Origin of the sequence: Pseudomonas sp. Je.1.5.c (assembly GCF_051129895.1) — a bacterium.
Lineage (GTDB): Bacteria > Pseudomonadota > Gammaproteobacteria > Pseudomonadales > Pseudomonadaceae > Aquipseudomonas > Aquipseudomonas urmiensis.
The window spans coordinates 1-13,334 of record NZ_JBCPSP010000009.1; the positions used below are offsets into that span (position 1 = coordinate 1).

The window sequence follows — 13,334 nt, forward strand, 5'->3', positions numbered from 1 at the left end:
CCGCCGAAGGGGGGGGCACCCCCGCTCCCACGCTGCCGCAGTCAACTCAAAGAATTCTTTTTGTTCCATGAGCGCTGGCGCAGCAGTTGAACCAGGCCACCGGCAAGAAGTCGACGTGCTGTTTCACCCCCGTCTCACGCCGTCTCAATGTGCAACAGCGCGTCCCTGCAATGGCAGCGGTGCGCCAGGACAAACATCAGGTGGTTCAAAGGCTTAGGTCGATCTACAGCCCTTGGCACGGCCATTGCGCAAGCGCCTCTGACCATTCAATGACAAGAGGCACAGCCCCATGCTTTGTGATCTGCCCATCCTCCCCGCCACCCGCGCCTTTCTCGAACGCAAGCTGAAGATGCGCATTGGCGCCGACTGGCAAGACGCCGCCAGCGGCCGCACCATGACGTTCCGCAACCCGGCCACCGGCGAAGTCCTGGGCGAGGTGCCCTCGGCCGACCCGCAAGACGTCGACCGCGCCGTCGCCGCCGCGCGCCGTGCCTTCGATGATTCGCCGTGGAGCCGGGTACGCCCACGTGAGCGGCAGAACCTGCTGTGGCGCCTGGCCGATTTGATGGAGCGCGACGCGCAAATCCTCGCCGAGCTCGAATGCCTGAACAACGGCAAGAGCGCGGCAGTGGCCAAGGTCATGGATGTGCAATTGGCCATCGACTTCTTGCGCTACATGGCCGGTTGGGCGACCAAGCTTGAAGGCAGCACGGTCGAGCCATCGATGCCATTGATGCCGGACGAGCAGTTCCATGGCTTCGTGCGGCGCGAGGCGGTGGGTGTGGTCGGTGCGATCGTGGCCTGGAACTTCCCCCTGCTGCTGGCCTGCTGGAAGCTCGGCCCTGCCCTGGCGACAGGCTGCACCCTGGTGCTCAAGCCGGCTGACGAAACCCCGCTGACCGCGCTGAAACTCGCTGAACTGGTCGATGAAGCAGGCTATCCAGCGGGCGTGCTCAACGTCGTCACGGGCACCGGTTTGAATGCCGGCGCCGCGCTGAGCAGCCACCCTGGGGTGGACAAGCTGACGTTCACCGGCTCGACCGAGGTCGGCAAGCTGATCGGCAAGGCGGCGATGGACAACATGACCCGGGTGACCCTGGAGTTGGGCGGCAAGTCGCCAACCATCGTCATGCCCGATGCCAACCTGCAGGAAGCTGCAGCGGGTGCGGCCATGGCGATCTTCTTCAACCAGGGCCAGGTGTGCTGCGCCGGCTCACGCCTGTATGTGCACCGCAAGCACTTCGACAATGTGGTGGCCGATATCGCCGGCATTGCCAACGGCATGAAGCTGGGCAGTGGCCTGGATCCGGCGGTGCAAATGGGCCCGTTGATCTCGGCCAAGCAGCAGGATCGGGTCACTGGCTACATCGACCTTGGCCGTGAACTGGGCGCCACCATCGCCTGCGGCGGCGAAAGTTTCGGTCCGGGCTACTTCGTCAAGCCGACCGTGATCGTCGATGTCGACCAGCGTCATCGCCTGGTGCAAGAGGAGATCTTCGGCCCAGTGCTGGTGGCCATGCCGTTCGATGACATCGATGACGTCGTGCGTATGGCCAACGACAACCCGTATGGCCTGGGCGCCAGCATCTGGTCCAACGACCTGGGCGCGGTGCACCGGATGATCCCGCGAATCAAGTCAGGCTCGGTCTGGGTCAACTGCCACAGTGCGCTGGATCCGGCGCTGCCGTTTGGTGGCTACAAGATGTCGGGCGTCGGCCGGGAGATGGGCGCGGCGGCGATCGAGCATTACACCGAGCTCAAGTCGGTGCTGATCAAGCTTTGAGTGTTCTTTGATCAGTTCCGGCCTCATCGCGGGGCAAGCCGCAGCGTGGTGATGCCCGTGGGAGCGGGCTTGCCCCGCGATGAGGCCGGAACAAGAAATACACCAACACAATAATAAGGAACATCCAAGATGCCCCGTATCCCCCGCCTGGCAATCACCGCCCTCACCGCCCTCGCCCTGCACACCGCCCACGCCCATGAACTGTACAACCAGGACGGCACAGTACTGAACGCCGACCTCGAAGCCCTGTTCGGCGTGTTCCACAGCGACGAAAGCTTCAACCAGGCCGGCAACCGCCAACCCGGCAGCAGCGCCTGGCGCGAGGGCTACATCAAGTACGGCCTCAGCGCCAGCCAGGCCCTGGCCGGCAGCGGTAGCCTGTACGGCGCCTTCAGCCTGGTCAGCTCGGCGACCTGGGGCGACGGCGATGCGGCCGGCCTGACCTTGGGCGATGAGCGCCGCACCGCCATCGAAGACGCCTACCTCGGCTGGCGCTCAGGCAGCCTCTTCCCAGCCCTGGGCGAAGACGGCGTGGATATTTCCGCTGGCCGCCAATTGGTGACCCTAGGCGACGGCTTCCTGATCCAGGGCGACCCGGTCAACCTCGGCAAGGTCGATTTGGGCGCCAATTTCAACCGCGGCGGCGCCTACTACCTGGCCGCGCGCAAGGCCTTCGACCGCACTGCGGTGCTGCGCATTGGCGGCAGCCAGGGCTGGCGTGGCGACCTGATGTGGCTCAAGTCCGACAACCATTACCAGGCCGACACCTCGCTGGCGGTGAGCAACCTTGAGCATGTCTCCGATGCAGGCACCGTCGGGCTGAGCTGGATTCGCGGGTTGGATGTCGACCAGCGCTACGCGCAGATTATGGGCCTGGAGCACCGCGATGGCATGGACACCGTGAGCCTGCGCGGGCGCGGCAGCCTCGGGGTCAAGGATCTGCAGCTAGCCGCCGAGTACGTCACCCAGGACCGCAGCGGCGGGCGCGAAGACGCCTGGTACCTGGAGGGCAACTGGACCTTCTCCGCGCTGCCCTGGTCGCCGACCGCCACCTACCGCTACAGCCGCTTCTCGCAAGACTTCGACCCGCTGTTCTATGGCCTGAGCCGTGGCTACGGCACCTGGTTCCAGGGCGAGGTGGCGGCCAACTATGCCGGGCCGTTCAACAGCAACAGCCAGGTGCACCACTTGGGCTTGAAGGCCAAGCCACGCGACAACCTGAGCGTCGGCGCGCTGTATTTCGACTTCGATACGCTCGATACCGACCAGGGCAACCTGGGCGGGCGCGAGCTGGATCTGTATGTCGAGTGGATGGTCACCGAGCACATCCTGATCAGCCCGTTGGTGGGCTACTACACGCCTGAGCGCAGCGCCGACAACGGCGGCGTGCAGATGGGCAGCCGTGATGGCGGCACCTATCTGCAACTGCTGGTCGGGACGTTCTTCTAGGACCATTGCAGACTGCGCATGGGTGGCCCAAGCGTTTAAACTCCAGCGCTTCTCAACCCCATCTGGAGCCTGCGGTGAACGTCAACGACGCCAGTTTCGAAGAACTGCTCAACGCTTTGCATGACGGCGTGTACATCACCGATGGCGACGGCAAGACGCTCAAGGTCAACCAGGCCTATGAGCGTCTGACCGGCCTGAGCAGCGCCGACCTGATCGGCCGGCTGATGCAGGAGCTGGTCAAGGAAGGCATCATTTCCCAATCGGCATCCCTGCGGGTGTTGCAGGAAGGCCGGCCGGTGTCGGTGATGCAAAGCCTGAGCAAAGGCAAGAAGCTCCTGGTCAGCGCCACACCGATTCTCGATGCCGAGCACCGAATCTCCTACGTCGTGAGCACCGTGCGCGACATGACCGAACTGCTGCGCATGAAGCATGAGCGCGATGAGCTGCAGCAGCTCAAGCAATTGCGCCACAGCACCGCGAAATTGCATGCAGGCCAGCGCGACAGCCTGTTGCACTCGCCGCTGATGGCCGACCAGGAGGTGTCCGGGCGAGTCTTCGCCTTGGCCCGACAAGTTGCCGATAGCACGGTCAAGGTCTTGCTCCAAGGCGAAACCGGGGTCGGCAAGACCCTGGTCGCGCAGTTCATTCACAACGCCAGCGGGCGTGCCGGCGAGCCGTTCCTGGCGCTTAACTGCGGCGCCCTGCCGGAGAACCTGATCGAGGCCGAGCTGTTCGGCTATGCGCCCGGCGCCTTCACCGGCGCTGGCCCCAAGGGCAAGCGCGGCCTGCTGGAGTTGGCCCACAACGGCACCTTGTTCCTCGATGAGATCGGCGATCTGCCGCTGCCGGTGCAGGTCAAGCTGCTCAAGGTCATCGAAGAAAACCGCTTCATCCCGGTCGGCGGCCTGGAGCTCAAGGAAGTCGATGTGCGCATCATCAGCGCCAGCCACCACGACCTCAAGCAATTGGTCGCCGAAGGCCGCTTTCGCGCCGACCTGTACTACCGGCTCAACGTGGTGCCGATCACTATCCCGGCGCTGCGCGAGCGCAGTGAAGAAATCCCGCCGCTGCTGCATTACTACCTCGACAGCTTCAACAGCCGCTACCAGCGCCAGGTGCAATGGAGCCTGGCGGCGCTGGATCTTTTGTGCGAGTACGCCTGGCCGGGCAACATCCGCGAGTTGATCAACATCGTCGAGCGCCTGGTGGTGACCAACCAAAGCGGCACCATCGAAGCGCTGGACCTGCCCGAGGAGATCCTCGACCTCAGTCGGCAGAACACCGACGACAGCCGCCTGCCGCTGCGCAAGGTGCTGGAAAACGCCGAGCGTGCTGCGATCCGTGCCGCGCTACAGACGCACAAGACCACCCGCCTGGCCGCCAAGGCGCTGGGCGTGAGCCAGGCGACCGTGGTGCAGAAGATGAAGCGCTGGGAGCGCTCTGATTAGGATTTCAATCATCCCCGGCGATAACGATCAAAAAGCTAATCGCCAGCGCCCCGTGCACAGCCGGTAAAACCCCATGCCTGCCTCGCCAAGCCGCACCGCACGGGGCTTGGCGCATCTTGGCACAGCTTTCGCTATCTGCTCTGGCACGTCTTCCACTACAACAATGCACACAGGACGCGCCTAATGAGCATTTCTGCCTTCAAGATCGCCAACAAATTGATCACAGGCCCCGCGGCCATCGAACAACTGGCCGCTGAGCTGACCCGCCTCAAGGTCGACAACCCGCTGATCGTCACCGACGCCATCCTGCTCAAATCCGGCACCGTCGACCTCGCCCTGGCGCAGCTCGGCGCCCGCCCCTACGGCATTTTCGATCAAGTCCAACCCGAGCCGGAGATCGCCATCGTCGAGGCCTGCACCCGCGCCTACCGTGAGGGCGGCCACGATGGCGTGATTGGCCTGGGCGGCGGCAGCGCAATCGATATCGCCAAAGGCGTCGCAGCGTTCGCCGGGCATGCAGGGCCGCTGGCTGAATTGTTCGGGGTTGACCTGGTCACGCGCAAAGGCCCGCCGTTGATCGCCATCCCGACCACGGCCGGCACCGGCTCGGAAGTGACCAATGTGGCGATCTTTTCCGACAAGCAAGCACAACTCAAGAAAGGCATCGTCAGCGACTACCTGCTGCCAGACGTGGCCCTGGTCAGCCCGAGCATGACCCTGACCTGCCCGAGGAGCGTGACCGCTGCCAGCGGTGTCGATGCGCTGGTGCATGCGATCGAGTCGTACCTGTCGGTCAACGCCTCGCCGATCACCGACGCCATCGCCCTGGGCGCTATCAAGCTGATCGCCAAGGCGCTGCCCAAGGCCTACGCCAATCCGACCAACCTCAAAGCGCGCGAAGACATGGCCACCGCCAGCCTGATGGCCGGCATGGCATTTGGTAACGCTGGGGTTGGCGCGGTGCATGCGCTGGCCTATCCGCTGGGCGGTCGCTTCAACATCGCCCACGGCGTCAGCAACGCCTTGCTCCTGCCCTACGTGATGGCCTGGAACAAGCTGGCCTGCGTCGAGCGCCTGCGCGACATCGCCGCCGCCATGGGCGTGCGCGTGGCCGAGCTGAGCGACAAGCAAGCCGCCGATCAGGCGGTTCAGGCCATGGCCGAGCTGTGCGCGGCGGTGGATATCCCCTCGGGCCTGCGCAGCTTCAACGTGCCTGCCGACGCTATCCCGGCGATGGCCGAAGAAGCCAGCAAGATCGACCGTTTGATGCGCAACAACCCGCGCCAGCTGAGCGCCGCCGATATCGAGCAGATCTACCGCGCAGCCTACTGATTAGCGAACTCGACGCCCAGCCAAGCGGCTGCGGCGTCTGCCATTACAAAACCAATAAAACAGGTGCACCCAATGACCACTCCTGCTGAGCCGCGGGGCGAAAGCCCGTACATCCCACTGGGCCCGTTCAAGGTCCGCTTACCGTTCATTCACTACCGCATCGAGCTGCCGGACTACCTGCAAGGCTTGCTGATGTGCGCGGTGGACCTGGCCGCCATTCCGCTGATGACCGAGCTGCTGGGCATGCCCTTTGAAGTGGCGCTGGCAGTAGTGATGCTCAACGGCCTGCTCTACCTCACCCACCATTTGCTCGGCGACCCGACGGTGCCGGGCTGGATCACCCCGGCGGTGCCGCTGCTGATGGCCTACTGCGCGCAGTTTCCCGAAGGCCCGGAGCGGGTGCATGCGCTGATTGCCTTCCAGTTGATGCTCGGCGCGTTCTCGATAGCCCTGGGCGCGACCGGGATGGCTAAGAAGGTGGTCGAGTATGTGCCTTCGGCGATCAACTCGGGGATCATCGTCGGCGCGGGCTTGAGTGCGGTGATCGCGGTGTTCCAGGTCGGTGGCAAGTTCAACGTCCTGCCGTGGACCATCTCGATTGCCGTGGGCATCGCCTTCTACCTGATCTTTTCCCAGCACTTCAACCAGCTCAAGCAACGCAACCGCTTCTGGTGGAACTTCGCCAAGCTCGGCATCTTGCCGATCATCCTGTTGGCGGTAGTGATTGCGCCGCTGTTCGGCGAGGCGCCCTGGCCGACCATCCAGTGGGGCATCAGCACGCCAGATTTCGCGGGTCTGTGGAACAACTACACCGTGTTCGGCCTGGGCATGCCACCGCTGTCGATGTTCATTTCGGCCCTGCCGACCATGCTCGCGGCGTACATCATCGTGTTTGGCGACGTGCTCAGTGCCAAATCGCTGCTCGATGAGGCTGAAACCGTGCGCACCGATGAGGTGGTCGACTACAACGCCGACCGCGCGCACCTGATCTTCGGCGCACGCAATGCGTTCATGAGCATCTTTGGCCCGGACGTGGCCATGTGCGGGCCGAAATGGGCGGCCATGCTGGTGGTGGTCATCGAGCGCTTCAAAGGCGGGCCGAAGGCGATGCAGTCGATCATCGGCGGGGTCGGCTCGTTCCGCTGGGGCACCAACACTGGCTTGTTGCTACTGCCGGTGGTGACCTTGGTGCAGCCGATCCTGGGTGTCGCGCTGTCGCTGACCCTGCTGATCCAGGGCTATGTCAGTGTGCGCCTGGGCATCCTCGAAGCGCGCAGCCAGCGCGACCTGGGGATCGCCGGGGTGATCGGCGCAGTGCTGGCGATCAAGGGCGCCAGCTGGGCGTTCGGCATTGGTGTAGTGCTGTGCCTGCTGATCTACGGCAAGAACTTCTTCAAGGGTGAGGTGGACGGCACCTTCGCCAAGGATGTGAAGGCTGTCGGGGGTAACGCCGAACCTGGCGTTCAACCGGCTCCAGCTGCCAAACGGGTAGAAGCAGTAACAGACTGACTGACCTGGTTCAGTGGGCTGCCATGCAGCCCACTTTCAGCGATAACCCTGCTCTGCCAACCAGCGCCGCAGCATGCCCTGCTGATCCGGCGCTCGGCCACTCAACACCTCATCGATAGCTGCGCCCGCCTGCAGCTTGGCCACCAACGGCGCCAGCTCGATGCCCTGCAAATGCCAGATGCCCAGCGGCTGATCGGCAGTCACCACCACTTCGGTTTGGTCCACCCAACCATCGCGCAGCACCGGCCGACGCTCGATACGCACTGCGCTCCACTGCGCCGCTACATGCATCGGCTGCTCATCCGGCCAGTCCTGGCGGTTGCGCCAGAATGGCTGGCCGGCCAGGCGCTGCTCCTGACGGTAGAAATCGCGCCCTATCCGGGCAAAACGCAGGAACAGTTGCTCGATCCGCTGCTGATGAAATTGCCGTGCCAGCGCCGCCCGTTCAGGCATGCGCAGCAGGGTGTTGATCACCACCGGCGCCTGCAATGCCGAGGACAACGACTGGAAGATCCCATTCCCCGACAATGGGTCAACCGCCATTGCCGCATCCCCCACCCGCAACCAGTCACTGCCCGCACAGTCCCCAGCGAGGATCGCTGTGCTGCTACGTGCGTGGACTGGGGCGGGTTGCAGGGCCTGCGGGTCGAACAGTTCGCGGACCAAGGCCGACTGCCTGCGCCGGTCGGCGCAGTACCCGGGCAACTGTGCCCTGCCGGGCAGGCCTGCAGCGCCGGCGTCCAGGGTGATCTGCCAGTAGCAGCGGCCGTCGGCCAAGCGCGCCATCCACGCCCAGCCATCGTCCAGGCTTTCCACCGCCGAGGCTGGCGGGCCTGGGGTCGATTGCCAGAGGTTGAGCAAGCTCACGGTCTCCGGGCCGCGCAGCCGATCACTCGCCAGCGGTGCCTGGCGGCCACGTGCCTCGACCAAAAACCCACCCTGCAACACTGGGCCGTGCTCCAGCTTGACCTGGTAGCCGTGCTCGCGCTGCACCTCGCGCACCCGGCCTTCGACCAGCACCACCCCGGCGCGGCGCAGTTCATCGCGCAAGGCCGCGTCGAAGCGCTGGCGATCGAGCAAGAACTCCTGGTTAAGCTGCAACTGCTCACCGTTCCAGCGCACATGACGGGTGGCCGGCATTGCCGCTTGGCCCAGCGCGCCACCGAGCCCGGCATGGCGCAGCGCATCCAGCACCCGCTGCGAGACGCCTTCAACGGCGGCGAAGCGGCGCCAGTCGGACACCAGCGTAACTGGGTAGCCCAGCCGGCGCAGGCCAATCGCGCAGGCGGCGCCAGCGGGGCCTGCGCCGAGGATCAGGATCGCTGTTTCAGGCATCCACGACACCTCGGCGCTCCGGGCCAATAAACGCTGCGTGGCGGCGCAACCGGTCCAGCACCTGCTGGGCGTCCATCTGCGGCTGATCGCGCAGCATCGCGGCAATCCGCCCGGTCAACGCTGCACAAGCCATGCTCGCACCAGCAGAACCCTGCCCGCCCATATGCCCGCCAAAGTCAGCCTGGGCGCTGTTCAACCACGACCATTGCCCGGCAGCGCAGCGGGCATCCCCGGTGATACGGATAACCCCCGGATAATTGGCCGGATACACCGGCATGCCCTGGGCAGGGCTGGAGGCGCACAACAGCACTCCAGCCGCCTGAGCCTCGGCGCAGGCCTGGCGCAGCACCGGGCGGTCCTGGTGCAGGCCGAGGCTGAGGTTGACCACACTGACCCCCTGCTCGACCAGCCACAACAGCGCCGCAGCCACCTGGAGCGCACTGGTGCTGCCGTGCTGCTGAAACACCTGGGCCATCAGCACCGGCACCCGGCTCGCTTCACGGCGCAGCCGCGCCAGCACGGCAGTGCCGTGGCCCAATTGATCGGCCAACGCCTCTCCCTCGCGCAGCACGCCGTCGTCCAGCCAGAACCTGCGCGCACCCAGCAAGCCTGCCGCCTGGTCGGGCGAGCAGCCGCTGTCGATCACCCCGACCCGCAGCTCAGCGCCCATGGCCAGCCGTCTCCAGCGGCAACACCTGCAATTGCCCTTCATGCAAATGCAAACGCAACTGGGCATCGGCCAAGGTCGAGGCACGGTGGCTGATCAGAATCCGCGTACGCCCGGCGAATAGCTGGTCGATGGCGGCGATCACCTCACGCTCGGTGGCTTCGTCCACCGCCGAGGTGGCTTCATCGAGCACCAGAATGGCCGGTTCCTGGAGCAATGCCCGGGCAATCGCGATGCGTTGCTTTTGCCCACCAGAAAGCTGTTGGCCGCGCTCGCCCAGCAGGCCATCGAGGCCCAGCGGCAGGCTTTGCACCAGGCTGTCCAGTTGGGTCAACTGCACCACCTGTTCAAGTTGGGCGCGGCTGGCCTCGGGGGCGCTGTAGGCCAGGTTCTGCGCCAGGGTGCCGCGAAACAGCACGATGTCCTGGCTGACCACCGCGATACGGCGGCGCAGCGCGCCCAGGTCGAGTTCGCGCAGGTCGGCGCCATCGAGCAGAATGCGTCCGGCATCGGGGTCGTAGAAGCGTTGCAACAGGTCGATCAGCGTTGACTTGCCGACCCCGGAGGCACCACTGATGGCCACCTTGAACCCGCCCGGGATGACCACGTCGACCTCCCGCATTACCGCACCCTGGCGCCCGGCATGGGAGAACTGCACGCGTTCCAGGCGCAGCTCGCCCGTCCCTTGCGGCATCGGTCGCGGCACTGGCACCTCGCGCACGGCCACCGGCTCCTGGCGCAGTTCCATCACCCGCCCCAGGCTCACCGCCATCCGCTGGATTGCCACGTACAGCCCCAGCAGGCTCTGCACCGGCCCCACCGCCATGCCCATGTAAGTCGAAAACGCGATCAACGCCCCCAGCTGCCAGGTGCCCTGGATCACCCACCAGCCGCCGATCAGAAACGCACAGGCGCGGCACCACGACGTCAGCGTGCCAGGCACTGCCTGGGTAAAGAACTCGGTGACCTGCACCTTGAGCAACTGGCCCATATACCCCTGGCCAAGCTGATCCAGCCGCCCGGCCTCGCGGGCCTGTTGGCCTGAGGCCTGAATGAATTTCATTGCCGGCAGGGTTTCGACCAGAAACGACGAGACATCCGCCGAACGCTCACGCAGGCTGCGCACTTCACGCTCGACCTTGCGCCGCATCCAGCGCAGCCACAGCACCTCGATCGGGATCAACAACGCCAGCAGCAACGACAGTTGCCACGACAGCATCAGCATCAGCGTGACCGCGCCGATCAGGCCGATCACGCTGGACACCGCCGAGAACAGCGAATCCACGGCAAAGCGCTGGATCTCGGCGACATCGCCGTCCAGCCGCGACAAGATATCGCCGGTACGTCGGCGGCCATAGAAGGTCGGCGATAACTGCTGCAGGTGCCGATAGAGGTCGTCGCGCAAGGCGAACAGGATGCGCCCAGACAGACGCGTGTGCAGGTAGCGATTGACCCCGGCCAGCACGGTGCCGAGCAGGCCGGCGACGATCATGATCGCCGCCATGTGCCACAAGGTCTGGTAATCGCGCGCCAGCAGGCCTTCATCGATCAGGGTCTTGACCAGCCAGGGCTGGGCCAATGCCAACAGCGAGGCGCTCAGGGACAACCCTAGCAGCACGGCAATCGCCTTGCGCTGTGGGCGGACAAAGCCATACAGCCAGGCCAGTGCCTGGCGCATCAGCAGCGGATCGCTGGTTTCGATCAGCCTGGAAAATAACCCGCCCATGGCTTAACCGCGCAGCTGCTTGAGTTTGCGATAGAGCGTCGCGCGGCTGATGCCCAAGGCTTCGGCCGCAGCCGACACATTGCCCTGGTGACGCGCCAGGGCGCCGCGAATCAGCTCCAGCTCGTTCTCGCGCAGGCTGCCAGAAGGCGCCGCGCCGTTGGCCAACTCGTCCAGCAGGCAATCAGTCAAATGCTCCAGACCCAGCAACTGCTCGCCGTCCTCGCGCATGGCCAAGGCGGTGCGCAAGACCATCTCCAGCTGGCGGATGTTGCCCGGCCAGTCGAAGCCATCGAGCAGTTCGGCCAGGGCCGGGTCGAGCGATACGCCCTTGGCGCCGAACTTGTCCAACAGGCCTTCGATGATGCCGGACAGGTCATCACGCTCACGCAACGCCGGCAAGCGCAGGGATACCCCGTTGACTCGGTAGTACAGGTCTTCACGGAACTGCTGCTCGGCCAGCAAATGCTTGAGGTCGCGGTGAGTGGCGCAGATCAGCGCGACATCGATATCCTGCTCCTCCCCTGCGCCCAGCGGCGCTACCCGGCGCTCTTGCAGCACCCGCAGCAGGCGCGCTTGCAAGGCCAGCGGCATGTCGCCAATCTCATCGAGGAACAGCGTACCGCCATGGGCCTGCATCAGCCGGCCGATCATGCCGCCACGGCGTGAGCCGGTGAAGGCGCCTTCGCGGTAGCCGAACAATTCGGATTCGATCAAGCCCTCAGGGATCGCCGCGCAGTTGACCGCCACGAACGCCTTGTCGGCACGCGGGCTGGCTTGATGCAAGGCACGGGCGACCACTTCCTTACCGGTACCGGTCTCGCCCAGCAGCAGCACCGGTAGCCCATTGACCAGGCCCTGGCGGGCCATGCGCAGGTTGCGCGCCAGGCGCGGATCGCCACCGGCCAGGCTGTCCAACGCGGGGGATTTACTTGAAGGGGCAGGCTTGCTCGCCGGCACGCTGCCATTGAGGTTGCTGTGTCGCGGCAGTTGCAAGGCGCGGAAGAAGAACTCGCCCTTGGCGGTCTGCACACTGCTCACGCCGTTTTGCCACAGCCGGGCAATAAACGCGGGCGAACGTTCGCCGAGCAGATCGCTGCAGCGTCGGCCGATCAGGGCCTGGCGCGCCACCTGCAGCAGCTGGCAGGCATTGTCGTTGGCCGCCAGCACTTCGCCCTCCAGGCTCAAGGCCAACAGCCCCTGCCAGGCACTGGTCAGGTACTGCGCGCGGCTATGAAACGCCAGCACCAGTTGCTCGGGATGGCACAGGCCGAACAGCCGGCTTTCGATGTTGCCCGCGGCGAGCATCAAGGTGCAGAGGCTGTCCTGGGGCTGGCTCATCACCCCTTCGCGGGTGACATCGAGCACGCCGATCACCTCGCCACGCGGGTCGCGCAGTGGCACCGAGGTACAAGAGAAAGGGCTGAGCCGGTCGAGGTAATGTTCGCCGCAATTGATCAGGGTTGGCCGTCCTTCTACTACGGCCGTGCCGATGGCATTGGTGCCGCGCAGGGCTTCGCTCCAGCAACTGCCAGGGTGCAGGTCGCGCAGGCCCTCGCGGTTGAGCACATGTTTCTGGCCTTCGATGGCCAGGACGTTGGCCTGGGCATCGCCGAGGATGACGATACCGCTCTTGCCCTGGCGCTCGACCAGGTAGTCCAGTTCAGGGGTCACGGCGTCGATCAGCAGCCGGTTGTGTTCGAGCAGTGCGCGCAGGTCGAGGCTTTGCTGCATGCCCAGGCCGACCTGTTCGCCTTGCAGGCAGTCCAGGCCATGACCCAGGCTGCGGCGCCAGGAGGCATCGATTTCGTCACGCAGCATCCCGGACGGCAGTTCGCCTTCGCGGGCCAGTCTGAGACGGGCCTGACGGGATTCGTGCAGCGGATCTTGGGCGTTTGTTATAGGTAATTGTCGCGCCATTGTTTTACTCCAGCGGTGCCCCAGCCACGCTGAGACATCGGGCCACGGAATTTCCTGCAGTGTGCGTCAGAATCAACCAAGCGTCATCAAGGTAGGCCTGAGGGTGGCATAAGGTTACGTATACGTAAAGGTAGGCAATTGTACGTCGTCCACTGAGCGCATTGACCC

The 13,334-nt window shown here is 64.9% G+C and carries 9 protein-coding genes; 5 read left to right on the plus strand and 4 right to left on the minus strand.

Annotated features, from left to right (window positions below):
* Positions 1-289 precede the first annotated feature (289 nt).
* The 5 genes from AAZU54_RS09600 (at position 290) to AAZU54_RS09620 (ending at position 7,521) form a co-directional block, all read left to right on the plus strand.
* On the plus strand, positions 290-1,783 hold the full coding sequence (locus AAZU54_RS09600) for an aldehyde dehydrogenase family protein (protein WP_434727075.1): 1,494 nt from the start codon (positions 290-292) through the stop codon (positions 1,781-1,783).
* Positions 1,784-1,912: 129 nt separating this feature from the next.
* Positions 1,913-3,232 (plus strand): alginate export family protein, encoded by a 1,320-nt coding sequence (locus AAZU54_RS09605; protein WP_225915603.1) that lies wholly within the window; start codon positions 1,913-1,915, stop codon positions 3,230-3,232.
* Positions 3,233-3,306: 74 nt separating this feature from the next.
* Complete coding sequence (locus tag AAZU54_RS09610; protein ID WP_186554368.1) at positions 3,307-4,680, plus strand: sigma-54 interaction domain-containing protein; 1,374 nt, start codon at positions 3,307-3,309, stop codon at positions 4,678-4,680.
* A gap of 183 nt (positions 4,681-4,863) precedes the next feature.
* Positions 4,864-6,012, plus strand: a complete 1,149-nt coding sequence (locus tag AAZU54_RS09615; RefSeq protein WP_186554367.1) for an iron-containing alcohol dehydrogenase — start codon at positions 4,864-4,866, stop codon at positions 6,010-6,012.
* A 72-nt stretch (positions 6,013-6,084) separates the two neighbouring features.
* Complete coding sequence (locus AAZU54_RS09620; protein WP_434727076.1) at positions 6,085-7,521, plus strand: hypothetical protein; 1,437 nt, start codon at positions 6,085-6,087, stop codon at positions 7,519-7,521.
* 36 nt (positions 7,522-7,557) lie between these two features.
* Here the strand turns inward: AAZU54_RS09620 and qhpG are convergent, their stop codons facing one another.
* The 4 genes from qhpG to AAZU54_RS09640 are packed head-to-tail and all read right to left on the minus strand — an operon-like array spanning position 7,558 to position 13,166.
* Complete coding sequence (gene qhpG / locus AAZU54_RS09625; RefSeq protein ID WP_434727077.1) at positions 7,558-8,856, minus strand: flavin-dependent monooxygenase QhpG; 1,299 nt, start codon at positions 8,854-8,856, stop codon at positions 7,558-7,560.
* On the minus strand, positions 8,849-9,526 hold the full coding sequence (gene qhpE / locus AAZU54_RS09630; RefSeq protein ID WP_405129477.1) for a subtilisin-like serine protease QhpE: 678 nt from the start codon (positions 9,524-9,526) through the stop codon (positions 8,849-8,851). Before qhpE ends, qhpG begins: the two co-directional genes overlap by 8 nt.
* The gene (locus AAZU54_RS09635) at positions 9,516-11,249 is read right to left on the minus strand and encodes an ABC transporter ATP-binding protein (RefSeq protein WP_434727078.1); all 1,734 of its coding nucleotides are present in this window, start codon (positions 11,247-11,249) and stop codon (positions 9,516-9,518) included. The genes qhpE and AAZU54_RS09635 overlap by 11 nt, the downstream gene beginning before the upstream one ends.
* Positions 11,250-11,252: 3 nt before the next feature.
* The gene (locus AAZU54_RS09640) at positions 11,253-13,166 is read right to left on the minus strand and encodes a sigma-54-dependent Fis family transcriptional regulator (protein ID WP_186554363.1); all 1,914 of its coding nucleotides are present in this window, start codon (positions 13,164-13,166) and stop codon (positions 11,253-11,255) included.
* Between the last annotated feature and the right edge of the window lie 168 nt (positions 13,167-13,334).